The sequence below is a fragment of the Ruegeria sp. CDSC052 genome (assembly GCF_059610685.1).
Genome location: NZ_JBXWOB010000001.1, coordinates 722,176 through 747,185, shown reverse-complemented (window position 1 = coordinate 747,185; position 25,010 = coordinate 722,176). Strand labels below are relative to the sequence as shown.

Here is a 25,010-nt window from a genome sequence, read left to right as displayed (position 1 = left end):
GACAATTACTGCGCTGTCAGATAAACGCTCCGCAGAAGGGGATTGCCGCATGTCAGGTAATGAGAGAGTGACCGGCGTTGCAGGCCACACCGAGGGAGCAAAAATGAAGCAGGAAGTTTTTCTGCCTGAAGATTACCGTCCAGCTGAAGACGAACCATTTATGAATGACAGGCAGCTAGAGTATTTTCGTCGCAAGCTGCTGGATTGGAAAAACGAACTAATGGCTGGCAGCCGCGATACGATCGAAGGGCTGCAGGACAATACCCGTAACATTCCGGATGTCGCTGACCGCGCAAGCGAAGAAACCGATCGCGCGCTGGAACTGCGCACCCGCGATCGTCAGCGCAAACTGGTGGCCAAGATCGACTCGGCCCTGCGCCGCATCGACGAAGGCGAGTACGGCTATTGCGAGATGACCGGTGATCCGATCTCGTTGAAACGTCTGGATGCGCGCCCAATCGCGACCATGACGCTTGAGGCGCAGGAACGGCATGAGCGTCGCGAAAAGGTCCACCGCGACGATTGATCGCTGGGAAAATCTGATAACATAGACGCCGGGGCCTTTTGCTCCGGCGTATTTGCGTTAAGCCGGTGACATGAACATCAGCGGATCGAAATTCGGCATAGTCGGAGGTGGCATTGGCGGCCTCGCGGCTGCTTTGACCCTGCGACAGCGCGGCGCCGTGGTGACCGTGTTTGAGCAGGCACCAGAATTGACCGAGGTTGGCGCGGGCCTTCAGATCAGCGCCAACGGGATGGCTGTGCTGCGTGCGCTGAAGGTTGTTGCGGACACGCCCGAGGCTGGGCTTTTGTCCCATGGAACGGTCCTTCGTGATTACCGGGCAGGGCGGCTGGTCTGCAAAATCGTGCCACCCTCTGCCGGGCCTACCTATTATTACCATCGCGCTGACCTGCTTGATCTTCTCTACAAAGCGGCGGTTCAAAAAGGGGTAGAGTTTCACCTTGGTGCGCGTGTGGAACGGGTGCGAAAGCACCCGTCCGAGGCCGAAATCATCCTCGATACGGGGGCGAGATTTCGGGTTGATTGTGCAGTCGCGGCGGACGGCGGCCAAAGTGCAATTCGTGCTGACCTGACTGGCAGGGAAACACCGAAATTCACACATCAGGTTGCCTGGCGCGCGACGATTCGATGGGACCGGCGCAACAAGAACCCTTGCGCGGTGCTAACCATGGGGCCGGGACGGCATGTAGTGACGTATCCTTTGCGCGATCAGACCCTGATGAACATCGTGGCAATCGAAGAGAGGTCTGACTGGCAGGAAGAAGGCTGGCGTCTGCGCGGTGATCCAGAAGAGCTGAAGGCGCGATTTGCAGGTTTTGGCGGCTTGGTCAAAGAGATTTTGCAAGAGGTTCAGGACCCGAATATCTGGGCATTGTTCCTGCGCCCTGTTGCTGAATGCTGGCAGAATGGGCGTGTGGCGCTTTTGGGCGACGCAGCTCATCCAACGCTGCCTTTCATGGCCCAAGGTGCTTGCCTTGCACTAGAAGATGCCTGGACTCTGGGGCGGTCTTTCGAAGAACAATCCGGCGTTTCGCAAGCACTGGCCGCCTATGAAGCGACCCGTCGCCAGCGGGCAACTCGGGTGGTCGCTGCCGCTGGAGCCAACGCGCGCAACTTCCATCTACGTGGCCCTATGCGTGTCGGGGCGCAACTGGCGTTGATGGCAGTTGGATCGCGGTTGGGCCGAAAATATGATTGGATCTATGAGTTCGATGCCACGGCTTAGCCGATTACAGATCTAGATCTATCCAAACCGGAACATGATCTGAAGGTTTTTCGTGCCCCCGAATTTCGGAATCGATTTTGCAATCGCGCAAAAGGTCAGCGGCCTGAGGGGTCAGAAGGAAATGATCAATACGAATCCCGTCATTTCGGTTCCACGCACCCGCTTGATAATCCCAGAATGAATAATGTTCCGGACCTTGCGTGCCAGCGCGAAAGGCCTCGGTGAAGCCGAGATTCAGAATTTTCCGAAATGCGGCCCGGCTTTCAGGGCGAAACAATGCATCCTCGCGCCAGGCATCGGGACGCGCTGCGTCTTCGGCCTGGGGAATGATGTTGTAATCACCTGCCATCAGAGCGGGTTCTTCACTGTTCATCAGGTCGCGGGCCCGATGATAGAGTCGCTCCATCCAGGCAAGTTTGTAGTCGTATTTTGGCCCCGGGGTGGGGTTGCCGTTTGGCAGATAGAGCCCGCAGATACGCAGTGCCTGTTTGCCGACGACCGTGGCCTCGATCCAGCGGGCCTGTTCATCCTCATCATCACCGGGCAAACCCCGCGAGACGTCCTCGAGCGGTAGCTTCGACAGAATGGCAACGCCGTTAAAGCTTTTCTGCCCGTGCGTTTCCACGTTGTACCCGCGCGCCTCAAAGATCTCTCTGGGGAAGTTATCGTCGACTGACTTGATCTCTTGCAGCAGCACAACATCGGGCTGGGCATCATCCAGCCAACGCGGCAATGCTTCGGCCCGCGCCTTGATGCCGTTGATGTTGAATGTGGCGATTTTCATGCGCGGTCCTCCGACAGTCCTTGGCAACCTATCGCCCAGAACGGGCCCAACGGCAAGGCGGAGAACAGGTTTGCGAGGCGCTGCCTCGCGCTCCGAGGTATTTTTGGCCAGATGAAGAAACGGACCGTTAACCAGAATCTCCGAAAATCAGCTGGTGGTACAGGCGAAGGCGCCGATGACCGCGCCAGGTGAAGCTCTCCGGTCTAGAAATCGGAGAGCGGATCCCTGCTTCATCTGGCTAGAAATAAATTGGAGGTGTGGGGGTGAAACCCCCACGGGTGATCACATTGAAAACGAAGTGCCGCAGCCGCAGGAGGAGGTGGCGTTTGGGTTTTCGATCACAAAGCGTGCGCCGATCAGTTCTTGCGTGAAATCAATCACCGCATTTTCAAGAAACGGCAGTGAGATTGCGTCGACAATGACCTTCTGCCCCTTACCCTCAAGAACCAAATCGTCGTCTTTGGGTTTGTCCAATGCAATTTCGTACTGAAAGCCCGAACACCCGCCGCCTTCGACAGCGACACGCAGGGCTTGACCCTGATCGGCCGCGCCGATCTCGGCAAGGCGGTCAAAGGCGCGTTCTGTAACTGTCGGGGGCAGATTCATGCCAAACTCCAAAGGTTTATTTCTTAACCACTCTACCATATAGAAAGCCCAAGGACAGGCGACAAGGACAGACCGTTGGACAGAGCAGGTTTTGCCTCGAATCCCGACCGCGCAAGAGGGCGGTTGGTGCCAGAGGAAGAAAGCAGTTTCCGGTCATGCTTTCAGCGCGACCGGGACCGGATCATTCATGCCAGCGCCTTTCGGCGGCTCAAGCACAAGACCCAAGTTTTTGTTGAGCACGAAGGGGATAGTTATCGAACGCGGTTGACCCATTCCATCGAGGTCGCGCAGGTGGCGCGGACGATTGCCGGGGCTTTGGGTTTGAATCCAGAACTGACCGAAGCGGTGGCTCTGGCCCATGATCTTGGCCACACGCCGTTCGGACATACTGGCGAGGATGCCTTGCATGAGATCATGCAGCCGTATGGCGGGTTCGATCATAACGCGCAGGCCATTCGGATCGTCACCCGGCTCGAGCGTCATTATGCCGAGTTCGATGGGTGCAACCTTACGTGGGAAACCCTGGAAGGCATTGCAAAACATAACGGACCGGTGGAAGGGGAACTGCCCTGGGCGCTGGCGGAGTGCAATGCGGCGTTTAATCTTGAACTGCACACGCACGCAAGCGCAGAGGCGCAGGTGGCGGCCTTGTCTGACGACATCGCCTATAACAATCATGACCTGTTGGACGGGCTGAGGGCGGAGTTGTTCAGCGACGAGGACATTCAGCGACTGCCGATCGTGGGCGACTGTTATTCGGAGGTGGATCGCAAGTACCCGGGCCTCGACCCCTATCGCCGTCGGCATGAGGCGTTGCGGCGGGTGTTTGGGGTTATGGTGTCGGACGTGATCGACACGTCTCGGGCTCTGATCGCAGGGTCCGGTGCCCAGAGCGTCGAAGAGATCCGGCATCTTGGCTATCCGGTCATTCAGTTCTCAACAGGCCTTTGGGCGCAACTGAAGGAAATTCGCGCTTTCCTGTTTTCGCGGATGTACAGGGCGCCGTCGGTGATGACGGTGCGCGCCGAGGTCAGCAAAGTGGTCGAGGATTTGTTTCCAATCTACCTTGGCGATCCGAAGCAAATGCCCGCGCGCTGGCACGCGGACATTGAAGAGGCTGAGGATGAGACTGCCTTAGCCCGGATCGTATCGGACTATATTGCCGGGATGACCGACAGGTTTGCGCTACAGGATCATGCCAGACTGACTGGCCACCCGATACCGGCGGATCACTCGACCCCGATATAGGCCAAAGCCCAGACTTGTTGGCCCGTCTGATCCTGCGCCGCCTCAGCGTCGTCGGTGGGTGGGAAGACGATCATCGTTGGGCCATACCCTCCGATCCCCATGGGGGCGCCGTCGGCGTGGGTGGCGAGGATAGGCTGATAGGTCGAGATACTATGCCAGGGAATTTCGGCTTGATACCCGTCCATTGCCATCGGTTTGGCCGTCTTACCTTCGGCACCGGCTATGACCATCACATCCGACAAAAGCGGGCCGCTAAAGGTGATGTCGCGCTGGTTGTCCTCGGTGCCGTAGGGAATTGTGATCTCGACCTGATCCAAACTATCCAGCAATGTCGCGTCAAAGCCAGCTGCCCCGTCATGGGTGACCTCCAGATATCCCAGCAAGCCGCCGTCCTCTGCACCGCGTGCGGGCAGGTTGGTTTTCTCAACCGAGCCGCCGAGCGTTATCAGCACATGGCCTTGCGGGGCGGGCATTTCTGCAAAAGCGGGCAGGGCGGTCGACCAGAGCAGGCACAGGGGCAGGGCAAGGCGCATAGGAATCTCCGTTTAGATAGATATGACCGACCTTAGCGGCGGCGGCTCTTATTCCAAGCGCATTCTGGCGCCGTCCATTGACCTTGCTGCACCGCGTGGTAAACCGCCGGGCAAGCAAAAGGACATTCGAAATGAACCTGTTTTCCGAGATCCGCAGCCTCGTGCTGGACGCGCTGGCACAGATGCAGTCCGAAGGCGCGCTGCCCGAAGGGCTGAGCTTTGACAACGTGGCCGTTGAACCGCCGCGCGATGCGGCGCATGGCGACATGGCGACGAATGCGGCTATGGTGCTGGCAAAGCCCACCAAGATGAAACCGCGCGACATTGCCGATGCGCTGGCCGGAAAGCTGGCCGAGGATAACCGGATCACCAGTGCCGAGGTTGCCGGGCCGGGGTTCTTGAACCTGCGGTTGGCGCCATCGGTCTGGCAGAGTGTACTGGCTGCGGTGCTGCAACAGGGCACGGACTATGGCCGCTCGACCATGGGGCATGGGCAGAAGGTCAACGTGGAATACGTCTCGGCCAACCCGACCGGCCCCTTGCATGTGGGTCATACGCGGGGCGCGGTGTTCGGAGATGCGCTGGCAAGCCTGTTGGCCTATTCCGGCCATAACGTGACCCGTGAATACTACATCAATGATGGCGGCGCGCAGGTGGATGTTCTGGCACGCTCGGCTTACGAACGGTATCGCGAGGCAAACGGGCTGAGCCCCGAGATTGCCGAAGGCCTGTATCCTGGCGACTATCTGATCCCGATTGGTGAGGCGCTGAAAGAGAAATACGGTGACAGCCTGATCGACAAACCGGAAAGCGACTGGCTGGAAGAACTGCGCGAGTTTTCGACAGACGCGATGATGGACCTGATCCGCGCCGACCTGAAGGCGCTGGGCGTTGAGATGGATGTGTTCTTCTCGGAAAAGTCGCTCTATGGCACGGGTCGGATTGAAGCTGCGTTGCAATCCCTGACCGACAAGGGCCTGATCTATGAGGGCGTGCTGGAGCCGCCCAAGGGCAAAAAGCCCGAAGATTGGGAACCACGTGAGCAGACCCTGTTCAAATCGACCGAGCATGGCGACGACGTGGATCGCCCGGTCAAGAAATCGGACGGGAGCTGGACCTATTTTGCCCCGGATATCGCCTATCACTATGACAAAGTGACCCGTGGGTTTGACGCGTTGATCGATGTGTTCGGCGCTGACCACGGTGGCTATGTCAAACGGATGAAGGCCGCAGTATCGGCTCTGTCCGATGGCAAGGTACCGCTGGATATCAAGCTAACCCAGTTGGTGAAACTGTGGAAGAACGGCGAGCCGTTCAAGATGTCCAAGCGGGCAGGGAACTTCGTCACATTGCGTGATGTGGTCGATCAGGTTGGCCCGGATGTGACCCGCTTCGTGATGCTGACCCGCAAGAATGACGCTGCCCTGGATTTTGACTTTGACAAGGTGTTGGAGCAAAGCCGCGAGAACCCCGTTTTCTACGTCCAATATGCCCATGCCCGCGTGATGAGTGTTCTGCGCCGTGCAGCTGAGGCCGGGATCGACGCGCAGGACCCAGCGCTTAAAAGCGCCGATCTGGGTAAGATCGACCATGCCTCTGAGCTGTCTGTTGCCAAGAAGCTGGCCGAATGGCCGCGTCTGGTTGAGATCGCCGCGCGTACCAATGAACCCCACCGCGTTGCCTTCTATCTGTATGAACTTGCAGGGGATTTCCACGCGCTTTGGAACAAGGGCAACGATGAAACCCAGCTGCGGTTTATTCAGGATGGCGATGTTGCCACAAGCCAGTCAAAAATCGCACTGGCCCGGTCCGTTTCTGTTGTGATTTCAGCAGGCTTGGGTATTCTTGGCGTTACTCCGGCGCAGGAGATGCGGTGAACAACACCGTCCGAACCGCCGGTACGAGGTAGGCAAGAAATGACCCGCGCGCCTTATTTTCGGCGCTAAACGGGCGGTGAGGCGGACATGGCAAGTTACGATTACCCGGGGCAAATGCGCCCCGAGCAGATGCATTATACGAATCAAGCTCATCCTCAGGATGGGTATGACCTCCCTAATGACTTGCACGGATATGACGAAACGCCCCATCCCGCAGGTTTGGGTCGTATTGTTAGTGCTCTGGGTGCCGTTGCATCATTGGCGCTGGTCGCTGGCATCGGTGTTTGGGGTTACAATTTGGTAATGCGCGATGTGAGTGGCGTGCCGGTTGTTCGGGCCTTAGATGGACCAATGCGTATTCAGCCGGATAGCCCGGGTGGCACCCCTGCGGATCATCAGGGTTTGGCCGTGAACACGGTTGCGGCAGTGGGCACAGCAGCGCCGCCTGCTGATCGGCTGATCCTTGCACCGCGCCCGGTTTCCCTGACAGATGAAGATACTCCGGTGGCACCGTTGCAACCGACACCTGCCGTACATGTGGTCGATGAAAACGTCTCTGACCGGACGGCCACACAGATGCGCCAGGGCGCGGTTGATACACTGGTTGCTGAACTGGCGGGAGAGGCGGAAAATTCCGATCAGGTTGGCGAGCAAAGTTTTCAGTTGGCCTCTTTGACCATCCCCGAGGAAGAGCCTGCTATTGATCCGGCTGATCTGGCTGCATCGCAACCGGACCCAGAACTGGCGGCTTTGCCTGGTGTGCGCCGGTCGCTGCGCCCGGTCCTGCGCCCCGCTGGCGGTGTGCGCAGCGCAATTACGTCAAACAGCACTACCGAAGACGCGATCAACGCGGCGGTCAAAGCTGCGGTCGGCTTGGATGTGGATCCTGAAACTCTGACCAAGGGCACCCGTATGGCCCAGCTTGGCGCCTATGAAAATTCGGACGTCGCGCGCTCGGAATGGGATCGCATGAATGGACGATTCGGGGATTATATGGATGGAAAACAGCGTGTTATACAGAAAACCTCAAGCGGTGGGCGAACCTTCTATCGTCTTCGGGTTCTGGGGTTTGACGATCTGAGCGACTCGCGCCAATTCTGTGCCGCTTTGCAGGCCGAAGGCGCTGATTGCATTCCGGTTGCCGCGCGGTGAGTTTCGGCGCAGTCATTACCGACGCTGAAGGTCTGCGCCTGACGTCTGACGAGAAAAAACTGTTCCGAGAGATGAACCCATTCGGGTTCATTCTGTTCGCCCGTAATATCGAGTCTGCGGATCAGGTGCGCGCCCTATGCGACGATTTCCGTGAGGCTGTGGGGCGTAACTGCCCGATCACTGTTGATCAAGAGGGTGGACGTGTGCAACGTCTGCGCACACCGCTGGCACGGGAATGGATGCCGCCGTTGGATCACGTGGCCCAGAGCGGAGAGCAGGCCGAACGTGCTATGTATCTGCGCTATCGCCTGATTGCGAATGAACTGTTCGAGCTTGGGATCGACAGCAACTGCGCCCCCATGGTGGATCTGGCCCGGAACGAGACGCATCCGTTCCTTAAAAACCGCTGCTATGGATCTGATCCCAAAATGGTTTCTCGGATCGGTCGTGCGGCTGCCGAGGGGCATTTGGATGGCGGTGTATTGCCGGTGCTCAAACACATGCCGGGTCATGGTTTGTCCACGCTGGACAGCCATCATGACCTGCCCCATGTCGATCTGACGCAAGAGGAGCTGACCGAAGCAGATTTCGGCCCGTTTCGGGATTTGAACGATCTGCCCATGGGGATGACGGCGCATCTGGTCTATGACCGGATTGACCCTCAACCTGCTACGATTTCTCGGACCATGATCAGCCTGATCCGCAAAACGATCGGGTTTGGCGGGCTGATCATGACGGACGATATCTCGATGAAGGCCCTGAGCGGAAATCCAGAAGAGATTGCCAATCAGGCGCTAACTGCAGGGTGCGATGTGGTTTTGTACTGCAATGGCTCTTTTGATGCCCGTGCTAAGGTGCTGAGCACCGCCGGAAAGATGTCCGAACAGGCACAGAAACGCGCTGAACGGGCGTTGGCGATGCGCAAAGCCCCGCAGGAACTTGACATCCAAGCCGCCGAAGCCGAACTTTCTCGCCTAATGGGCGGGCAGGTGTATGTCGGATAATCTTTTTAGCGAAGACCCCGTCTCGGTCGCGGATCGCCTTGCGGCAGAGGCATTGATCGTAGACGTCGACGGGTTCGAAGGCCCGCTCGATGTGCTGCTGATGCTGTCCCGCACACAAAAGGTTGATCTGCGCAAAATATCGGTTCTGGCGCTGGCGCAGCAATACTTGTCCTTTGTTGAAAAGGCACGGGCGCTGCGGATCGAACTGGCCGCCGACTATCTGGTGATGGCGGCATGGCTGGCCTTTCTGAAATCGCGCTTGCTGCTGCCTCCGGATCCGAATGACGAAGGCCCCTCGGGCGAAGAACTGGCTGCGCATCTGGCGTTTCAGCTAGAGCGGCTTCAGGCCATGCGCGATGCTGCCGCCCGATTGATGGGGCGCGATCAGCTAGGGCGCGATTTCTTCAAACGCGGGCAGGGCGAGGATGTCACGCGCATCCGCACCGTGACCTATTCCGCCACGCTGCTGGACCTGATGCAGGGCTATGCCCGCATTCGCACCCGTGATGAATTCCGCCCCTTTGTCATGGACCGTGACGCCGTATTCACGATGGAACAGGCGCTGGAACGTATGCGCCCGCTGATCGGCTTTGCCGGGGCCTGGACGGATATGGAGACCTATCTGCCCGAGGGCTGGGATGCCGACCCGGTGCGCAGGCGGTCCGCGACGGCGGCTACTTTTGCGGCCTCACTTGAGTTGGTGAAAGAAGGGCATATGGAAATACAGCAGAGCGAAACTTTTGCTCCAATACAACTACGCAAGAGGACCCAATCCCGTGACTGACGCGCCTCAGGAAGAAGGTACCGGCACCCTGTTCGAAGCTCCGCCTATGGCCGAGCAAGAACGCATGGTCGAGGCCGTGTTATTCGCCAGCGCCGAGCCGGTGACGATTGCCGATCTAGAAGTGCGGATGCCCCATGGCAGCGACGCGTCACAGGCGGTGGAAATGCTTAAGAAACGCTATGAAGGGCGTGGTGTTCGTGTGGTTCAGGTTGGTGAATCCTGGGCCATTCGCACTGCCCCAGACTTGGGTTTTCTGATGCAAAAAGAAACGGTTGAAACCCGCAAACTCAGCCGGGCCGCGATCGAAACGCTGGCGATCGTGGCATATCACCAACCCTGTACACGTGCCGAGATCGAAGAAATTCGCGGCGTATCGGTCTCGCGCGGGACCATCGACCAACTTTTGGAGATGGAGTGGATCAGACTGGGTCGTCGTCGCATGACGCCGGGCCGTCCGGTGACTTTCGTGGTGACTCCGCAGTTTCTGGATCACTTTGGGCTGGAGAACGCCAGGGATTTGCCGGGGTTGAAAGAATTGCGCGCTGCCGGTTTGCTGGAGAACAGACCGCCTCCGGGAACGATCCCACTGGGAGAGGGGCAGGAAGACGAAGATCAAACCGAACTGTTCGAGGAAGAGTGATCACGGGGCCCTTTTGTTGCCGCACAAATCGACTATTTAGAAGCCTGGAAATCGGAGTTGAGCAATGAATGCCAATCGTATCATTGACATGATTGTGCGACAGGTCATGCGGCGGCTTGTCACCAAAGGGGTGGACAAGGGGTTCGACATGGCCAGCCGCGTGGGCCAGAAGTCGGGGCAAGAGCAGCCGCCGCACGAGAGCTCAGGTGCCTCTGATCAGCTGCAGGCGGAGGGAAACCGCCAGCGTCAAAATATGCGTCAAGCCCAGCGAGTGGCCAATCAGATGCGCCGGTTTATCCGGTTCTGATCAGGTTACCGTTTTGAAATGCTTGGACAGTTTCAATCCTTGTCCCTGATAGTTCGAGGCGATGCCCGCACCATAAAGCTGCGTGGGCATTTCTGACATCCGCTCGTACACCAGCCGCCCGACGACTTGGCCGTGCTCCAACACAAATGGGGCCTCGTGACAGCGGACTTCCAACACTCCGCGTGATCCTTCGCCACCTGCGGCGGCATGGCCAAAACCGGGATCGAAGAAACCGGCATAATGCACCCGGAATTCCCCGACCATCGCCAGATAGGGGGCCATTTCAGCCGCATACATCGGCGGGATATGCACCGCCTCGCGGCTGACCAGAATGTAAAACGCACCGGGGTCGAGGATGATGCGCCCATCGGTGGTACGCACCTCTTCCCAATATTCCTGAGGGTCGTATTCGCCAATCCGGTCCAGATCAATGACACCGGTATGAGGCTTGGCGCGGTAGCCCACCAAATCGGTGTCGGGAAGCCGCAGGTCCACCGAGAACCCGAGCCCGTCCTGAATGACAGCGGGGCCATCGACCAGCGGGGATTCGGCGTGCAGGGCGCTTAGATCGGTATCGCTCAGCACGGCCTGTCCCTCCCGGAACCTGATCTGGTTCAGCCGCATTCCCGGACGCACCAGAACCGAGAATGAGCGGGGGCAGATCTCGGCATACAAAGGGCCGGTATAGCCTGCAGGCACCCGGTCAAACTCGGTCCCGCCATCGGTGATCGTGCGCGTCAGAAGATCCAGCCGCCCGGTCGAGCTTTTTGCATTGGCGGCCGCGCTCAGCCCCTGGGGCAGGGCCAGCGATTCCATCAACGGCACTAGATAGACACAGCCCTTTTCCAGCACGGCACCTTCAGAGATATCGATGCGGTGCATCTCAAATTCCGACAAACGTTCGGCTACGGTGCGACCTTCGCCTGCCAGAAACGAGGCACGTACCCGGTAAGCTACTGTACCTAAACGCAAATCAAGGCTGGCGGGTTGAATCTGGGCGGGGATGACCTCTGGGCTTGCGGTAATCTCACCGCGCGCGATCATCGCCTCTATCTGCTGGTTCGGGCATACGCCGGTCATTCCGATCCCCCCTGATGCCAGAGCGGGATCTGGCCTGTGTGCCATAAACGTCGGTGTGATTTGGTCGGGCTAGCAGGACTCGAACCTGCGACCTTCCGTCCCCCAGACGGACGCGCTACCAGGCTGCGCCATAGCCCGACGTTGAGGTGTTCATAAAGACTTTCCCGGCGGGGGCAAGAGGAAATCATCGCCTTTTTTCTTATCCCGCCGATCGGTTTTCTATTCGGTTCAACACGCTGCGCAGCTCTTGCGCGATGGGTGCTATCTGGCTGAGCAACTGGTCATCGAATGCGTCTCGGGTCCAGGCCAATGTCGCGATCCCACCCAACAAGGGCGAGGCGTCGGGATAAGACGGCTGGGCTTGGGCCGCAGGCTCAGCTTTTGGCGGAGCGGGGGCAGGGGTCGGTTCGGGTTTTTGCGCGTCGCCAAGATCCAGATGTATCTGCTCTTGCGGGGGGGCTGGCTTGGCCGTGAATGGCACAACGACATTTGCATCGGGTGAGGGTTCAAGATTCGCCATTTCATCCAGGCCCTGGGACACTGAAGAAACATGCGCCACGCCCTGTTCACGCAAGATGCGCTGTACGCCTTTGATGGTGATCCCATCCTCATGCAAAAGCTTCTTGATGCCGCCCAGCAGGCGCATATCGTTGGGGCGATAATATCGGCGCCCACCGGCCCGTTTTACCGGTTTCACCTGATTGAAGCGGCTTTCCCAGAATCGCAGAACATGCGGCTGCACACCCAACCAGTCCGCAACTTCACTGATGGTGCGAAAGGCGTCTGGGGACTTGCTCATATTCGTGCCGTCCTGATCTTATTTGCGGTTCCCTGCGGCGACGCGATCTTTCATCAGATGCGACGGGCGGAAGGTGAGAACACGGCGAGGCTGAATTGGAACTTCTTCGCCTGTCTTGGGATTGCGGCCGATACGAGCTGTCTTGTCCCGAACACTGAACGTTCCAAAAGACGAGATCTTCACCTGTTCACCGCGCACCAATGCGTCGGACATATGGTTCAGAACGCTCTCGACCAGTTGCGCGCTTTCATTGCGTGAAAGGCCAACTTCACGAAATACGGCCTCGCTCAGATCCATTCGGGTCAGTGTTTTGTCGCTCATGCCAATTCCCCTGTTGCTATCAGAGCATAGGGTCAGGGCAAATTCGCTGTCAATATCAATGAATTGCGGGCGAGTGTGTAAGCTGAATTGCGCTTGTTACCACCGCAAGAGGACTGAGCCCCAGGCCAATCCACCTCCGATTGCCTCTGTGACCAGCAGATCACCCTGTTTGAACTGCCCACGCTGTTTCGCAACAGACATTGCCAGGGGAATAGATGCGGCCGAGGTATTTCCGTGGTCTTGCAGGGTAACGACAACGTGTTCCATAGGAACGCCCAATTTCTTGGCTGTGCCCTGAATGATTCTAATGTTTGCCTGATGCGGTACGATCCAATCCACATCTTCATGGCTTAGCCCAGCCTTCTCGAGGCAGGTTTCTGCGGTAGAGGTCAGACGTTCAACTGCCTGCCGAAACAGCTGGTTTCCTTTCATCCGCAGATAGCCTGTGGACTGGGTCGAGACGCCTCCATCCACATAGAGCAGGTCCTTATAGCGCCCGTCCGAGTTCAGGTCGGTTGCCAGAATGCCCCGATCGTCCGAGGTTCCCGCGCCCTCATGCTGTTCAAGGATTATCGCTCCGGCGCCGTCGCCGAACAACACGCAGGTCGACCGGTCGGTCCAGTCCATGATACGAGAGAACGTCTCGGCGCCGATGACCAGCACGCGTTTGGCCTGGCCTGACACGATCAGCGCATTGGCATTGGTCATGGCATAGACGAATCCGGCGCAAACCGCCTGTACGTCAAAGGCGAAGCCTTTGGTCATGCCAAGCTGCGATTGAACCATTGTTGCGGCAGAGGGAAACGTCAGGTCAGCGGTCGATGTTGCAAGAATAATCGCATCAATATCATCTGCCTCCAGACCCGCATCGACCAGTGCGGCACTGGCAGCCTTTGTAGCCATAATCGAAGTGGTTTCGTCTTCCGCTGCAAAATGCCGGCGTTCGATCCCGGAACGTGTCCGTATCCACTCATCAGACGTATCGAGCGTTTCTTCGAACTCGGAATTCGGGACGATGCGCTCTGGCAAATAGTGCCCGACACCAACTATAATTGAACGGCCTGCCATGCTGGGGTACTGCCTTTTTTGTTATTCACCGGCCTTCGACGGCGTGTCTGCGGCATCTTGTGCAAGCTCGGCTGTCGATGCAACCCGTGCTGCCAATTTTTCGGCGAAGCCGGACTCGGCCAGGGTAAAGGCCAGCTTTACAGCGGCTGACACGCCGGTCGAGTCTGCACCACCATGTGATTTGACGACGGTTCCGTTCAGGCCAAGGAAAACCCCACCATTCACGCGCCGAGGATCAATTCGTTTCTTCAACCGCTGCAAAGATGTGATTGCAAGGATCGAGGCCAGTCGTGAGAGCGGAGAATATTTGAACGCCTCGCGCAGAAGATCTCCGATCAGGCTGGCTGTGCCTTCTCCGGTCTTGATGGCGACGTTGCCTGTAAACCCGTCTGTTATAATGACATCGGCTTTGTCTCCCGGGATGTCGCTGCCTTCGACAAAACCCACAAAGTCAAAGCTGGCCTGATCCGCAAAATCCGAGATCATGCCATGCGCTTCTTTTAGCTCGGCGCGCCCTTTATGTTCCTCGGTGCCCACATTCAAAAGGCCGATCCGTGGACGTTCCAACGCCATGCCGTTTCGGGCATAAGAGGCACCCATCAAAGCATATTGCAGCAGGTCCTTGGCGTCCGCGCGCACATCCGCGCCTACGTCCAGCATCACATTGAAACCCTGCGGATTGCGCGAGGGCCACAAAATAGCGATTGCCGGGCGGTTTACTCCCGGCAGCTTACGTAGACGCATCATCGACAGGGCCATCAATGCGCCGGTATTACCACAGGAGACCGCGCCATGGGCTTCACCCTGACGTACCGACTCCAGTGTGGACCACATCGAAGTTTGCTTGCCGTGCCGGACGACCTGGCTGGGCTTGTCCTCCATCGTGACCACATCGGGACAATCACGAAAAACGACGCGCCCGTTCAGGACACGCCGTTTTGCGACAAGTTTGCGCAACATGGCCTCAGGCCCGTGCAAGATGAACGCGATATCGGGGTTCTTATCCGCCGATTTAGCGATCCCCGCCACAACAGCAGCGGGCCCCGAATCTCCGCCCATTGCGTCAACCGAGATGGTAATCCGTCCGGCGTGCGTGGGCTGTTCTGTCATGCTTGGCCTGCGCTTTTAGGGCTTAGGCCGCGTCTTCGTCCAGGTCGATTTCGTCGGCCTGAGCGACGACTTCGCGGTCATCATAGTGGCCGCAGGACGCGCAGACGTGGTGCGGGCGCTTCAGCTCACCACAGTTGGCGCATTCGTTCGGGTTTGCAGCAACCAGAGCGTCGTGCGCGCGGCGGTTGTTGCGACGCGACTTGGAAACTTTGTTCTGTTGGACAGCCATGGTCTCAACCTTTGTCTACTAAGGGCCGGCAGATTCGCTGCGGGCCAGGTTTCATTCTTCGTTTTTCTCGTGGTTTGACGCGCGTTTAGGGGACGGGCCCCGCGATGTCCAACCCAAATTCCGATGAGCGCGCGAAAATACTGCGATTCTCAGCATGTTCAAGCGATTTTTCTGAGCGCCTGCTATGACAGGATTTCAGGCCCGTGTCACTCGTCTTTTTTCAGTGCATCGCGCAGCCCGGCCAAGCCCGCAAAGGGTTTGACATCTTCATCCGTTATTGCCTGTTTGCCGGGTTCGGTAAAGCCCGCCTGTTCCAATTCGGCACCTTCTTTCCGGGGATACTGGGGCAGGGCAAGCGCCAGCGCTTCGGACATGACCTCGGTCAGAGCGATTTCGGTCCCTAGCGGTTCAGATTCGTCACCCTCCGGGATTTCGAACTCTTCCTCGTCAGGGTTTGTCCAATCTGACAGAAACATCCGGGTTACCGGAATGTCGATCCGCGTGGTAACCGGTGTCAGCGTCACGACACAGGGTTGAATCACGGTTGCCCCCAGTTTTCCTGAAAGCGCCCAATCACGCTTTCCATGCGCACGCACCTCGCCGACAAAACTCAGCTTACGCAGCCCAAGCAGGCTCAACTCGTTCTTTAAGACATCCAACTCCTGTGCGTCAGGGCGAATTTCAAAGGGCGTCGGTGCGTTCTGAGGCAGGTCGGCGACCCGTAAAGATGTCTGGTTGCTCATACGTGGCCCTTTCGTGTGTTGAACCGGGGTGGCGGTTTGATGTAATCGGATAGGGGCCGCACGGTCCCAAGGCAAGAGGGTGTGAATGTTGAAAGTTATGAGCAGGTTGAAACCAGCGTCCAGAACGCTCGTATTTGCGGCCTGTCTGACCGCTGCTGGTGCGTGTGCTCCGGTCTTCAAGAAACACGGATATGTCCCCACAGCCGAGGACCTGGCCGAAATTCAGGTGGGTGTAGATACACGTGAAAGCGTACTCGAATCCGTTGGCGCGCCCAGTACTTCAGGCGTCGTTCGCGATTCCGGCTTTTATTATGTGACATCACGCGTTCGTCATTATGGTCCGAAACGACCGAAAATCGTCTCGCGCGAGCTTGTGGCGATCAGCTTCGATGACCGGGGTGTTGTGCGCAATATTGAACGCTTTGGCCTTGAGGATGGAACCGTCGTGACGTTGGATCGTCGTATTACCGAATCCTCAGTTCAGAACCGTGGGTTCCTGCGGCAGCTGCTTGGCAATATCGGCAACTTCAACCCGGCAAACATTCCTGGCGCGACCAACTAATTCTTAGTCACGTCTTGTCAACTTCACAGGGCGGTCACAAATCCTGTGTTATTGACCCTGCAAGACGAAACAGGTCAGCAACCCAGGAGGATGCGACCATGGCACTATTGCTCGGCAAGGGCCGGTACCGTGCGCGTCAGGCGCAAACACCGCAGGATGTTGCGGCGGCGCAGTGTCTTCGAACACTGGCTTTCGGGACTGATCAGCCTGATCAGGATGAGTTCGACAGCCGTTGTACGCATATTCTGGTCGAGGATATGCGTGCCAACGGTAAACTCGTGTGCTGCTTCCGCATGTTGATGATGGAGCGCGGGGCCGAGATTGGCCAAAGCTATTCCGCCCAGTTCTATGACCTCTCGGCACTTGAAGGGTTTAAGGGGCATATGGTCGAGATGGGGCGCTTTTGCGTGCATCCTGGTCAAAACGACCCAGACATTCTGCGTGTTGCCTGGGGGGCGATGACTGCATTTGTCGATCAGAATAATGTTGAGATGCTGTTTGGCTGCTCATCGTTTGCGGGTACAGAAACGGCGGAATATCTTGATGCTTTTGCGATGTTGAAACATCGCCATCTGGCCCCGAAACGCTGGTTGCCACGGGTCAAGGCCCCAGATGTTTTCCGGTTCGCCGCGAGATTGCGTCGGCGCCCGGATGCGAAAAAAGCCATGATGCGCATGCCCCCTTTGCTGCGTACTTACCTGATGATGGGCGGCTGGGTCAGTGACCACGCAGTCGTTGACCGTCACATGAACACTTTGCATGTCTTTACCGGCCTCGAAATCTGCGCCATTCCGCCCGCACGTAAACGTTTGCTGCGGGCCGTTGCCGGGTAATCGCCGTTGACGGCTCGACGCTGCGGGGTTAGCTGGCGGGCATGGCAAGAATTCCTTTATTGCAGATGTCCGGCATTTCCCTGACTTTCGGGGGCGATCCGGTTTTTTCAGACCTTGATCTGGTGGTTCAACCAGGCGACCGCGTCGCTCTGGTTGGGCGGAACGGATCCGGCAAGTCAACCTTGATGAAGGTGATGGCCGGTTTGGTAGAACCGGACAAGGGCGAGATTGTAATTCCCCCGGGTAAGTCAGTCGGTTACATGGAGCAAGACCCCGGAATGGAAGGGTTTGCTACGCTCGGCGACTATGCCTCCAGCGGGTTAGAACCGGGTGAGCTTTACAAAGTCGAACGCGCAGGCGAAGGGCTGAAATTCGACCCGGCGCGCGCTGTTGAGACGGCCTCGGGCGGTGAACGCCGCCGTGCCGCGCTGGCCAAGCTGATGGCCGAAGCCCCGGATTTGATGCTGCTGGACGAGCCGACCAACCATCTTGATATCGAAGCCATCGCCTGGCTCGAGCGTGAGCTAGGATCGACACGGACGGCCTATGTGCTGATCTCACACGACCGTGCCTTTCTGCGCGCCTTGACCCGCGCGACGCTGTGGATCGATCGTGGGGCGGTCCGACGGCAGGAGCAGGGGTTTACGGCATTCGAGGTTTGGCGCGACAAGATCTGGGAGGAAGAGGACCAGCAACGTCATAAGCTGAACCGACTGATCAAGTCCGAGGCGCGATGGGCCGTCGAGGGCATCAGCGCCCGTCGCAAGCGCAACCAGGGTCGGGTCCGCGCCTTGCAGGACCTTCGATCTGAAAAAGCCGCACAGATAAAACGTCAGGGTTCGGCCGCGATGACCCTTGAGGCTGGACCAAAATCAGGGCGAAAAGTGTTTGAAGCCAAAGGCCTATCCAAGTCTTTTGGTGATCATCAGATCGTGCGCAACTTTGACCTGTTGGTACAGCGGGGCGACCGCGTGGCCTTTGTTGGCCCAAACGGCGTCGGCAAGACAACATTGCTGAAAATGCTGTTGGGACAAGAGAACCCGGATGAGGGTTCGGTCACGCAGGGCACCAATCTTGAGATTGCGGTTTTCGACCAGACCCGCGCGCAGCTGGACCCCGAAATGAGCCTTTGGGACAGCCTGACTGGTGACCCCGAGATGCGTGTTTCCGGCAAGGCTGATCAGGTGATGGTGGGTGGCCAACCCAAGCATGTGGTCGGCTACCTCAAGGAGTTTCTGTTTGACGAGGGGCAGGCCAGAGCAGCCGTTAAGTCACTGTCCGGTGGGGAAAAAGCCCGTCTGCTGCTGGCAAAGCTGATGGCCAAACAGTCGAACCTGCTGGTATTGGACGAACCGACCAACGATCTGGATGTGGAAACACTGGATCTGTTGCAGGAACTGCTGGATGATTATGACGGTACCGTTTTGCTGGTCAGCCACGACCGCGATTTCTTGGACCGTGTGGCCGCAACGACCATCGCGATGGAGGGTAACGGCCGTGCAACCGTCTATGCCGGGGGGTGGTCGGACTACCTCGCTCAGCGCGGCGAGGTGGCTGATAAGAAAGAAGTAAAAACAAAAGCTTCTAAGCCAAAGGTAAAGCAAGAGGCGCAGCCGAAACTGGGGCTATCATTTTCAGAGAAACACCGTCTTGAGAAATTGCCTGCCGAGATTGAGCGGCTTGAGGCGGAAATCGGAAAGCTTGAAGAGCTGATGTCCGATCCCGAGCTTTTCAGCCGTGAACCTGTTAAGTTTCAGAAAGCGACCGAGGCTTTGGTCGAGCGGCAGGAAAAGCTGGCCGCAGCCGAGGAAGAGTGGCTGATCCTCGAGGAAAAGGCCGAGGGCGCCTAGATCAGCTTTCGCGCTGTGGCCGGCTATCCGACCACAGTTCATTTGAGCGAGCGGTTTTCATCGGTAGGTGATCAGCCACGCTCAGCGCATTCGCAGCGCGCCGTCGATACGGATGACCTCGCCGTTCAGATAACCCATTTCGACGATGAACCCGGCCAGTCGCCCGTATTCGCGGGGGTCGCCAAGGCGCACAGGGTTGGGAACGTCAGAGGCCAGTTGTTGCTGCACCTCTTCGGGCAGACCGGCCAGCATCGGAGTCATAAAGATTCCGGGTGCGATGGTCATCACGCGGATACCGGACGCGGCCAGATCCCGTGCCATGGGCAGTGTCATACCCACCACACCGCCTTTCGAAGCGGCATAGGCAGCCTGACCCTTTTGCCCATCAAAGGCGGCAATTGAAGCCGTGTTGATGATAACCCCACGCGCGCCATCCGGTTCTGGGTCGTTCTTTGCCATTTCCGCGGCTGCAAGGCGTGAAACGTTGAATGTACCCACAAGGTTGATGTCGATCGTGCGCTGAAATGCATCAAGCGGGTGCGGGCCATCCCTGCTTACGGTTTTCATGCCAACCGCGATCCCGGCGCAATTCACTGCCGCGTTGATCGCTCCCATCTTCTCACGGGCATGGGCGATGGCTGCGGCCACGGATGTTTCATCGGTCACATCCGTCTGGGCGAAATGCCCGCTAATTTCTGTTGCGACCTGGCTGCCTCGGTCCGCATCCCGGTCCAGAATGGTTACCTGTGCATTGTTTTCTGCAAAAAAGCGGGCCGTTGCCTCACCCAACCCCGAGGCGCCTCCGGTGACAATGGCTGCGGTGGTCGACAGGTGCATCTGGATCTCCTTCCAAAAGATATGAACATACGTTCATTTAATATCAGCCAAGGGACAGTGTCCATAGGGGGGCGTCGGGCAGGCGGCCCTTCCTCAAGGCTTTCTCAGGTCAGCTTCAGGCGTTCTTAATGTTGGAATCTCAAATCGACACTGAACGCAATCGAGCGTCTGGGTGGCGCATTTGAGGAGGACAAACTATGCGAATTGGAACCAAATCAGGGCTTTCCGCTTTGGTTGCCGCTCCGTTTCTGGGGATTATGGCGGCTGGAAGTGCGGCCGCTGCACCAGAGGTCTGCAACTGGAAAACGGCGCGGGATGCTGCAAACAGCGGCGATTATGCGACCATGTGTGAGTGCACGCAGGTAACCCCCAGCTTTCTGGAGCGCTTGCAGAAACGAGCGGATTTCGAAACCACATTGCGAAACACATCCGCGCAATGCCCGGGGTTGGCCGCCTTGTTGACCGACTTTCCGACAGCATCAATCGTAAGCGCGGCAAATGCGGGCGAAGACCGCAGTTCGGACCCAAGCAGTCCGGTCACGCCGGTTGGCGGCGGTGGAACAGGGTCCGGCGGGTCGGGCGGTAACGGTCCCGGCAACGGCGGCGGCGATGATCCGGGTAACGGTGGTGGGGATGATCCCGGTGACGACAACCCAGGTGATGATCCCGGCAATGGTGGTGGCGATGGCCCCGGCAAACCCGGAAATGGCAATGGTCCCGGCAAAGGGGGTAATGGTCCGGGTAAAGGCGGTAACGGCCCCGGAAATGGCAATGGAAACGCTGGGAACCCCGGCAATGGCGGGGGCAATAATGGCGGCTCTGGCCCCGGCACCGGAAACGGTGGAGGTAACAACGGCCACGGCGGAGGCCACGGCAATGGCGGCGGCGGCCATGGAAACGGCGGAGGCAAAGGGGGCAAGCGATAAGCCTGCAAGTGACGGATTTGCTCATGCCGAAACAGAAACGGCCACCCAATTAGGTGGCCGTTTTTCTTTGAGAGGTCTTAGTTATCCCAACTGAACCAGCGCGTGCCTCTTCTTGCCCGCACTCAGTTTGATGGGCGAGGACAAGGCGCCTGCGTCGATCATCAGACCCGCGTCTGTTAATGAAGCGTCGTCCAGTTTGGCGCCGTTTTCTGCAATCAGGCGCTTGGCCTCTTTGCCAGATTTCGCCAGGCCAGACTGTACGATCAGTTGCACGATGGATATCGGCAAGTCTGCTTCGCCGACCGTTAGGGTCGGCAGATCGTCCCCGACGCCACCTTTTTCGAACACTTCGCGAGCGGTGGCCTCGGCATTTGCCGCAGCCTCGGTCCCGTGCAGCAAGGAGGTGACCTCGTTTGCCAGGCGGATCTTGGCCTCGTTGATCTCGGACCCCTGCAATGCGCCAAGGCGGTCACACTCATCCACAGGCAGTTCGGTGTACAGCTTAAGGAACCGCCCAACATCCGCGTCGGTGGTGTTGCGCCAAAACTGCCAGAACTCATAGGGTGAGCGCATCTCGGCATTCAGCCAGACTGCACCGTCTTGCGATTTGCCCATCTTCTTGCCATCGCTGGTGGTCAGCAGGGGTGAGGTCAGGCCATAAATCTCGTTATCCAACACGCGACGGGTCAGGTCGATACCGTTGACGATATTGCCCCACTGATCGCTACCGCCAAGCTGTAGGACACAGCCATAGCGACGGTTCAGTTCAAGGAAGTCATAGGCCTGCAGGATCATGTAATTGAATTCGAGGAAGGACAGCGATTGCTCGCGGTCCAGCCGGGATTTCACCGATTCAAAGGCCAACATCCGGTTGACCGAGAAATGCCGGCCGATGTCGCGCAGGAAGTCGAGGTAATTTAGGTCGTCCAGCCACTCTTCGTTGTTCAGCATCAGTGCTGCGTTTTCTGCGCCGCTATCATAGTCGATATAGGCGGCAAACACCTTTCTGATGCCTGCGATATTGGCGTTGATCTGGTCCGGGCCCAGCAGGGGACGCTCATCTGACCGGAAGGACGGATCGCCCACCTTCGTGGTGCCGCCGCCCATCAGGGTGATCGGCTTATGACCTGTTTTCTGGAACCAGCGAAGCATCATGATCTGGATCAGGCTGCCCACATGTAGGGACTTTGCTGTTGCATCAAACCCGATATACGCCGACTGACACCCGCTGATCAGCGCCTCGTCAAGGCCCTGATAATCGGTGCAGTCAGCCAGAAAGCCGCGCTCGATCATCGTGGCGATGAAATCCGATTTGGGGTGGTAGGTCATATCGTGCCCTTTGGGTTAATGTTGCGGGGCAGTGTATAGGCGGTGGGGATGACAAGGAAAAGGCACCTTATCCAAGAAAAACACGCGGCTTATGTGATCTGGCTTGCCTTGGGTTTGCGTTAACGTGCAGGTTGTGGGCAACGCGACGACAGAACGGGCGCGAACAGGCGAAAGAGGGCTGGCGTGGGTCGGGCAATTAGCAAATCAGGCGTATTGACTGCATTGGGTGCAATGTCGGGGACCTCGCTGGATGGCGTGGACGCGGCGGTGATCAAAACGGACGGTTACAGAATTCTTGGCTTTGGGCCCACCGGATACCGCGCCTATTCAGATGCAGAGCGGAAAACGCTTCGTGCTGCATTGGGGCAGTGGCATGGCCATGATGTGGATACCGCGGCGGAATTGGTCACGCTTGCCCATGCCGAAATACTGGCCGACTTCGATGAGATTGACCTGATCGGATTTCACGGTCAGACCCTAGCGCATGAACCAAGCGGGCGCGGTACGTTGCAGGTGGGTGACGGCGATGGCCTGACGCAGGCCTTGGGTGTCCCCGTCGTTTGGGATTTCCGCAGCGATGATGTGGCGATGGGGGGCGAGGGCGCTCCGCTTGCGCCCTTTTACCACTTTGCCTGTGCCAAGTGGATTGAGGCCAACCAACCGCTTTGTTTTCTGAACCTGGGTGGGGTCGGGAACCTGACCTATGTAGATCCCAGGTTTGATGGCCCTGAAATACCAGGTGCGCTCTTGGCTTTTGACACCGGTCCGGCCAACGCACCGGTTGATGATCTGATGCAGGAACGTCTGGGTCTGCCCATGGATCGCGACGGCGCGGTTGCGCGCGGCGGTAGGGTCGAGGCCGGAGCACTTGAACTGTTTCTGGCAGAGCCTTTCTTTAACAGGATGCCGCCGAAATCGCTGGACCGGAACGACTTTGCCGAGATGATCCGCCTGGTTCAGGAATTATCAGATGCTGATGCAGTTGCCACGCTTACCGGCATGTGCGCGGCCGGAGTTGCGCAAGGGATCGAGCATTGCCCGGAACCGCCGTCGCGTGTGTTGGTGACAGGAGGGGGACGGCATAACCCGGTCCTGATGGAGATGCTGCGCGTTTCGCTGGATTGTCCGGTGGAGCCGGTCGAAGCGGTTGGTCTGGATGGGGATATGCTGGAAGCACAGGCCTTTGCCTATCTTGCTGTCCGTGTCGCGCGCGGGCTGCCGACCTCTTGCCCCGGCACCACAGGGGTCAAGGCACTGGTCGGGGGCGGGATGGTCAGCGTTCCATCGAGCGAACGTAGTCTGACGTAAATTCTGAATACCCCTCAGAGGTCGATTTCAAATGTGCCTTGGTCCAGTCATGCAGCGTCGGCAGCTGGTGAAAGGGAACGTTTGGAAAGGCGTGGTGTTCGGCGTGATAGGGCATGTTCCAGGCCAGAAATCGGACCAATCGGTTGGTGAACGTAGTGCGCGAGTTTTCAAGCATATTCGCCACCGGCGGGCAGAGGCCGTGTTCCGCAAGCAGGTACAGCCGAAGAACGGGCTGTGCCACCAAGACCGGCAACAGCCATAAGCTGACCACCAAAGGAGACACCAGCAGGCTTGCCCCTGCAAGCGCGTAAATGGCCAGCAGGACACGGGCCTCAATCCGCATGGCCTTATGTTGGCGATGCGGCAAATAGGGCGCCTCGATCCGGCCCATTGCGTTACTGATCAGAACGCTCGTCATCCCAGACCAATAAGGCCAACCACTCAGAGAGATCAGCAGGCTGGGCCAGCTGTCGGGCCGCGGTTTGCCACCCAGCTCGGGGTCTTTGTCCGGGTGGTTGGTCCATTTGTGATGCGCAAGGTGGAAGTACCGAAACCAGGTAAAGGGCAGGGCGATTGGGATTGAGACAAGATGCCCAACCGCATCATTCATCCAGCCAGTCCGAAACGGCGTTTTGTGGGTGCATTCATGGCTGAGGGTGAACAGAAACACCAGCAGCACGCCTTGCGGCAGGATCAGCAGCGGCCAGAGCGGGATTTGCACGGCGATGCCTGTACTCGTTGCGCTCAGCACCAATAGATACAGCACCAAGTGCCTCAGACCCGCCGCGTCAGACCGCATCTGCAGCCGGTCTTTGGCCTCGGCCGGGAGTGATGCGATGAGGGCGCGGTGATCCATCGGTCAGCCTCGGGGGATGTCGAACCCTGGAGCGGCGAGTTCGAACCCGTCGAATTCAAACCCCGGGGACACGGTGCAAGAGACCAGCGTGTAGGCCCCCTTGCTGCGCGCGGCCTGCCAGTGATCCTTGGGCACGATCAGTTGTGGTGCGCCTTGCGACAGGTCCGGGGTCAGCATGTGGTCGGTCGCCGGGCCAGTTTCGGTTGCGCTGAGCGACAGCACCAAGGGTGACCCCGCGTGATACAGCCAGATCTCGGTCGCATCGACGCGGTGCCAATGGCTGGCCTCGCCCTGGGCCAGCAGAAAATAGATACAGGTCCCGGTGGCGCGGCCGTGGTTATCAGCGCGCCAGGTTTCACGGAACCAGCCGCCTTCGGGGTGGCGTTGCAGATTCAGATGTTGAATGATCTCTTGTGCGGTCATGGGGCCTCGGTCGTTTCAGGGCGATTATGCACGGGATTGGACGATCCGCTATG

General features: G+C 58.2%; 28 protein-coding genes and 1 tRNA gene. 14 read left to right on the top strand and 15 right to left on the bottom strand.

Features of this window, described 5'->3' with window-relative positions; genetic code table 11:
• The first annotated feature begins 103 nt into the window (after positions 1-103).
• Together dksA and AC2FIM_RS03755 are read left to right on the top strand one after the other, a co-directional pair.
• The gene (gene dksA, locus AC2FIM_RS03760) at positions 104-526 is read left to right on the top strand and encodes an RNA polymerase-binding protein DksA (RefSeq protein WP_271947500.1); all 423 of its coding nucleotides are present in this window, start codon (positions 104-106) and stop codon (positions 524-526) included.
• A gap of 70 nt (positions 527-596) precedes the next feature.
• Positions 597-1,748, top strand: a complete 1,152-nt coding sequence (locus AC2FIM_RS03755) for an FAD-dependent monooxygenase (RefSeq protein WP_271947498.1) — start codon at positions 597-599, stop codon at positions 1,746-1,748.
• Between the two features lie 4 nt (positions 1,749-1,752).
• Here AC2FIM_RS03755 and xth read toward each other — a convergent pair whose 3' ends face one another.
• Both xth and AC2FIM_RS03745 read right to left on the bottom strand, forming a co-directional pair.
• Positions 1,753-2,532: an exodeoxyribonuclease III gene (gene xth / locus AC2FIM_RS03750; RefSeq protein ID WP_271947496.1), complete on the bottom strand. Its 780-nt coding sequence runs from the start codon at positions 2,530-2,532 to the stop codon at positions 1,753-1,755.
• A gap of 282 nt (positions 2,533-2,814) precedes the next feature.
• Entirely contained in the window at positions 2,815-3,138 is a 324-nt protein-coding gene (locus AC2FIM_RS03745; protein ID WP_142633331.1) for a HesB/IscA family protein, read from the bottom strand.
• A 75-nt stretch (positions 3,139-3,213) separates the two neighbouring features.
• On the opposite strand from AC2FIM_RS03745, the gene AC2FIM_RS03740 reads away from it, so the two are divergent.
• Positions 3,214-4,386, top strand: a complete 1,173-nt coding sequence (locus AC2FIM_RS03740) for a deoxyguanosinetriphosphate triphosphohydrolase (RefSeq protein ID WP_271947493.1) — start codon at positions 3,214-3,216, stop codon at positions 4,384-4,386.
• Here AC2FIM_RS03740 and AC2FIM_RS03735 read toward each other — a convergent pair.
• Positions 4,368-4,919, bottom strand: a complete 552-nt coding sequence (locus AC2FIM_RS03735) for a putative pterin-binding protein (protein WP_496675999.1) — start codon at positions 4,917-4,919, stop codon at positions 4,368-4,370. The two genes, AC2FIM_RS03740 and AC2FIM_RS03735, sit on opposite strands and share 19 nt — an antisense overlap.
• Positions 4,920-5,050: 131 nt before the next feature.
• On the opposite strand from AC2FIM_RS03735, the gene argS reads away from it, so the two are divergent.
• The 6 genes from argS to AC2FIM_RS03705 all read left to right on the top strand — a co-directional run bounded on the left by argS (position 5,051) and on the right by AC2FIM_RS03705 (position 10,683).
• Positions 5,051-6,796, top strand: a complete 1,746-nt coding sequence (gene argS / locus AC2FIM_RS03730; protein WP_496707928.1) for an arginine--tRNA ligase — start codon at positions 5,051-5,053, stop codon at positions 6,794-6,796.
• A gap of 87 nt (positions 6,797-6,883) precedes the next feature.
• Positions 6,884-7,948, top strand: a complete 1,065-nt coding sequence (locus tag AC2FIM_RS03725; RefSeq protein ID WP_496707929.1) for an SPOR domain-containing protein — start codon at positions 6,884-6,886, stop codon at positions 7,946-7,948.
• Positions 7,945-8,952: a beta-N-acetylhexosaminidase gene (gene nagZ, locus AC2FIM_RS03720; RefSeq protein ID WP_496701228.1), complete on the top strand. Its 1,008-nt coding sequence runs from the start codon at positions 7,945-7,947 to the stop codon at positions 8,950-8,952. The genes AC2FIM_RS03725 and nagZ overlap by 4 nt, the downstream gene beginning before the upstream one ends.
• Positions 8,942-9,736, top strand: a complete 795-nt coding sequence (locus AC2FIM_RS03715) for a segregation and condensation protein A (protein ID WP_142633343.1) — start codon at positions 8,942-8,944, stop codon at positions 9,734-9,736. The genes nagZ and AC2FIM_RS03715 overlap by 11 nt, the downstream gene beginning before the upstream one ends.
• Complete coding sequence (gene scpB / locus AC2FIM_RS03710; protein ID WP_281994496.1) at positions 9,729-10,376, top strand: SMC-Scp complex subunit ScpB; 648 nt, start codon at positions 9,729-9,731, stop codon at positions 10,374-10,376. The genes AC2FIM_RS03715 and scpB overlap by 8 nt, the downstream gene beginning before the upstream one ends.
• A 64-nt stretch (positions 10,377-10,440) precedes the next feature.
• Complete coding sequence (locus AC2FIM_RS03705; protein ID WP_271947484.1) at positions 10,441-10,683, top strand: hypothetical protein; 243 nt, start codon at positions 10,441-10,443, stop codon at positions 10,681-10,683.
• Here AC2FIM_RS03705 and AC2FIM_RS03700 read toward each other — a convergent pair whose 3' ends face one another.
• The 8 genes from AC2FIM_RS03700 to AC2FIM_RS03665 all read right to left on the bottom strand — a co-directional run bounded on the left by AC2FIM_RS03700 (position 10,684) and on the right by AC2FIM_RS03665 (position 16,033).
• Positions 10,684-11,763: a 2'-deoxycytidine 5'-triphosphate deaminase gene (locus AC2FIM_RS03700; protein ID WP_271947481.1), complete on the bottom strand. Its 1,080-nt coding sequence runs from the start codon at positions 11,761-11,763 to the stop codon at positions 10,684-10,686.
• A 61-nt stretch (positions 11,764-11,824) separates the two neighbouring features.
• A tRNA-Pro gene (locus AC2FIM_RS03695) sits at positions 11,825-11,901 on the bottom strand.
• A 61-nt stretch (positions 11,902-11,962) separates the two neighbouring features.
• Positions 11,963-12,562, bottom strand: coding sequence for a MerR family transcriptional regulator (locus AC2FIM_RS03690; RefSeq protein WP_496675986.1), 600 nt, complete (start codon positions 12,560-12,562; stop codon positions 11,963-11,965).
• An 18-nt stretch (positions 12,563-12,580) separates the two neighbouring features.
• Complete coding sequence (gene ihfA / locus AC2FIM_RS03685; RefSeq protein WP_037316145.1) at positions 12,581-12,883, bottom strand: integration host factor subunit alpha; 303 nt, start codon at positions 12,881-12,883, stop codon at positions 12,581-12,583.
• Positions 12,884-12,979: 96 nt separating this feature from the next.
• On the bottom strand, positions 12,980-13,951 hold the full coding sequence (locus AC2FIM_RS03680) for a beta-ketoacyl-ACP synthase III (RefSeq protein ID WP_281994500.1): 972 nt from the start codon (positions 13,949-13,951) through the stop codon (positions 12,980-12,982).
• Between the two features lie 21 nt (positions 13,952-13,972).
• The gene (gene plsX / locus AC2FIM_RS03675; RefSeq protein WP_142633356.1) at positions 13,973-15,061 is read right to left on the bottom strand and encodes a phosphate acyltransferase PlsX; all 1,089 of its coding nucleotides are present in this window, start codon (positions 15,059-15,061) and stop codon (positions 13,973-13,975) included.
• A 22-nt stretch (positions 15,062-15,083) separates the two neighbouring features.
• Positions 15,084-15,290 carry a 50S ribosomal protein L32 gene (rpmF, locus tag AC2FIM_RS03670; protein WP_037316137.1) on the bottom strand — a complete coding sequence of 69 codons (207 nt, stop codon included), beginning with the start codon at positions 15,288-15,290 and terminating at the stop codon, positions 15,084-15,086.
• A gap of 206 nt (positions 15,291-15,496) precedes the next feature.
• The gene (locus AC2FIM_RS03665; protein WP_271947473.1) at positions 15,497-16,033 is read right to left on the bottom strand and encodes a YceD family protein; all 537 of its coding nucleotides are present in this window, start codon (positions 16,031-16,033) and stop codon (positions 15,497-15,499) included.
• Between the two features lie 85 nt (positions 16,034-16,118).
• On the opposite strand from AC2FIM_RS03665, the gene AC2FIM_RS03660 reads away from it, so the two are divergent.
• The 3 genes from AC2FIM_RS03660 to AC2FIM_RS03650 all read left to right on the top strand — a co-directional run bounded on the left by AC2FIM_RS03660 (position 16,119) and on the right by AC2FIM_RS03650 (position 19,278).
• Positions 16,119-16,595, top strand: a complete 477-nt coding sequence (locus AC2FIM_RS03660) for an outer membrane protein assembly factor BamE (RefSeq protein ID WP_271947471.1) — start codon at positions 16,119-16,121, stop codon at positions 16,593-16,595.
• A gap of 98 nt (positions 16,596-16,693) precedes the next feature.
• Complete coding sequence (locus AC2FIM_RS03655) at positions 16,694-17,428, top strand: GNAT family N-acetyltransferase (RefSeq protein WP_271947469.1); 735 nt, start codon at positions 16,694-16,696, stop codon at positions 17,426-17,428.
• Between the two features lie 41 nt (positions 17,429-17,469).
• Entirely contained in the window at positions 17,470-19,278 is a 1,809-nt protein-coding gene (locus AC2FIM_RS03650; RefSeq protein ID WP_271947467.1) for an ABC-F family ATP-binding cassette domain-containing protein, read from the top strand.
• Between the two features lie 81 nt (positions 19,279-19,359).
• Here the strand turns inward: AC2FIM_RS03650 and AC2FIM_RS03645 are convergent, their stop codons facing one another.
• Positions 19,360-20,115: a 3-hydroxyacyl-CoA dehydrogenase gene (locus AC2FIM_RS03645; RefSeq protein WP_496675966.1), complete on the bottom strand. Its 756-nt coding sequence runs from the start codon at positions 20,113-20,115 to the stop codon at positions 19,360-19,362.
• 197 nt (positions 20,116-20,312) lie between these two features.
• On the opposite strand from AC2FIM_RS03645, the gene AC2FIM_RS03640 reads away from it, so the two are divergent.
• Positions 20,313-21,041 (top strand): hypothetical protein, encoded by a 729-nt coding sequence (locus tag AC2FIM_RS03640; protein ID WP_496675962.1) that lies wholly within the window; start codon positions 20,313-20,315, stop codon positions 21,039-21,041.
• An 81-nt stretch (positions 21,042-21,122) separates the two neighbouring features.
• On the opposite strand, the gene tyrS is transcribed toward AC2FIM_RS03640, so the two are convergent.
• On the bottom strand, positions 21,123-22,370 hold the full coding sequence (gene tyrS, locus AC2FIM_RS03635; protein WP_281971972.1) for a tyrosine--tRNA ligase: 1,248 nt from the start codon (positions 22,368-22,370) through the stop codon (positions 21,123-21,125).
• 183 nt (positions 22,371-22,553) lie between these two features.
• Between tyrS and AC2FIM_RS03630 the strand changes: the two genes are divergently transcribed.
• Positions 22,554-23,678, top strand: coding sequence for an anhydro-N-acetylmuramic acid kinase (locus AC2FIM_RS03630; protein ID WP_496675959.1), 1,125 nt, complete (start codon positions 22,554-22,556; stop codon positions 23,676-23,678).
• Here the strand turns inward: AC2FIM_RS03630 and AC2FIM_RS03625 are convergent.
• Together AC2FIM_RS03625 and AC2FIM_RS03620 are read right to left on the bottom strand one after the other, a co-directional pair.
• Positions 23,644-24,534: a fatty acid desaturase gene (locus AC2FIM_RS03625; protein WP_271947459.1), complete on the bottom strand. Its 891-nt coding sequence runs from the start codon at positions 24,532-24,534 to the stop codon at positions 23,644-23,646. The two genes, AC2FIM_RS03630 and AC2FIM_RS03625, sit on opposite strands and share 35 nt — an antisense overlap.
• A 3-nt stretch (positions 24,535-24,537) precedes the next feature.
• Positions 24,538-24,957: a cupin domain-containing protein gene (locus AC2FIM_RS03620; protein ID WP_271947457.1), complete on the bottom strand. Its 420-nt coding sequence runs from the start codon at positions 24,955-24,957 to the stop codon at positions 24,538-24,540.
• Positions 24,958-25,010: the final 53 nt, after the last annotated feature.

Coding starts and splice junctions, on each gene's coding strand:
- AC2FIM_RS03640 (WP_496675962.1), top strand. CDS start 20,313: ATGCGAATTGGAACCAAATCAGGGCTTTCCGCTTTGGTTGCCGCTCCG.
- AC2FIM_RS03650 (WP_271947467.1), top strand. CDS start 17,470: ATGGCAAGAATTCCTTTATTGCAGATGTCCGGCATTTCCCTGACTTTC.
- AC2FIM_RS03625 (WP_271947459.1), bottom strand. CDS start 24,534: ATGGATCACCGCGCCCTCATCGCATCACTCCCGGCCGAGGCCAAAGAC.
- AC2FIM_RS03735 (WP_496675999.1), bottom strand. CDS start 4,919: ATGCGCCTTGCCCTGCCCCTGTGCCTGCTCTGGTCGACCGCCCTGCCC.
- argS (WP_496707928.1), top strand. CDS start 5,051: ATGAACCTGTTTTCCGAGATCCGCAGCCTCGTGCTGGACGCGCTGGCA.
- AC2FIM_RS03690 (WP_496675986.1), bottom strand. CDS start 12,562: ATGAGCAAGTCCCCAGACGCCTTTCGCACCATCAGTGAAGTTGCGGAC.
- xth (WP_271947496.1), bottom strand. CDS start 2,532: ATGAAAATCGCCACATTCAACATCAACGGCATCAAGGCGCGGGCCGAA.
- AC2FIM_RS03705 (WP_271947484.1), top strand. CDS start 10,441: ATGAATGCCAATCGTATCATTGACATGATTGTGCGACAGGTCATGCGG.
- tyrS (WP_281971972.1), bottom strand. CDS start 22,370: ATGACCTACCACCCCAAATCGGATTTCATCGCCACGATGATCGAGCGC.
- AC2FIM_RS03725 (WP_496707929.1), top strand. CDS start 6,884: ATGGCAAGTTACGATTACCCGGGGCAAATGCGCCCCGAGCAGATGCAT.
- ihfA (WP_037316145.1), bottom strand. CDS start 12,883: ATGAGCGACAAAACACTGACCCGAATGGATCTGAGCGAGGCCGTATTT.
- AC2FIM_RS03645 (WP_496675966.1), bottom strand. CDS start 20,115: ATGCACCTGTCGACCACCGCAGCCATTGTCACCGGAGGCGCCTCGGGG.
- AC2FIM_RS03745 (WP_142633331.1), bottom strand. CDS start 3,138: ATGAATCTGCCCCCGACAGTTACAGAACGCGCCTTTGACCGCCTTGCC.
- AC2FIM_RS03655 (WP_271947469.1), top strand. CDS start 16,694: ATGGCACTATTGCTCGGCAAGGGCCGGTACCGTGCGCGTCAGGCGCAA.
- AC2FIM_RS03700 (WP_271947481.1), bottom strand. CDS start 11,763: ATGACCGGCGTATGCCCGAACCAGCAGATAGAGGCGATGATCGCGCGC.
- AC2FIM_RS03755 (WP_271947498.1), top strand. CDS start 597: ATGAACATCAGCGGATCGAAATTCGGCATAGTCGGAGGTGGCATTGGC.
- plsX (WP_142633356.1), bottom strand. CDS start 15,061: ATGACAGAACAGCCCACGCACGCCGGACGGATTACCATCTCGGTTGAC.
- AC2FIM_RS03665 (WP_271947473.1), bottom strand. CDS start 16,033: ATGAGCAACCAGACATCTTTACGGGTCGCCGACCTGCCTCAGAACGCA.
- dksA (WP_271947500.1), top strand. CDS start 104: ATGAAGCAGGAAGTTTTTCTGCCTGAAGATTACCGTCCAGCTGAAGAC.
- rpmF (WP_037316137.1), bottom strand. CDS start 15,290: ATGGCTGTCCAACAGAACAAAGTTTCCAAGTCGCGTCGCAACAACCGC.
- AC2FIM_RS03715 (WP_142633343.1), top strand. CDS start 8,942: ATGTCGGATAATCTTTTTAGCGAAGACCCCGTCTCGGTCGCGGATCGC.
- AC2FIM_RS03660 (WP_271947471.1), top strand. CDS start 16,119: ATGTTGAAAGTTATGAGCAGGTTGAAACCAGCGTCCAGAACGCTCGTA.
- AC2FIM_RS03680 (WP_281994500.1), bottom strand. CDS start 13,951: ATGGCAGGCCGTTCAATTATAGTTGGTGTCGGGCACTATTTGCCAGAG.
- AC2FIM_RS03620 (WP_271947457.1), bottom strand. CDS start 24,957: ATGACCGCACAAGAGATCATTCAACATCTGAATCTGCAACGCCACCCC.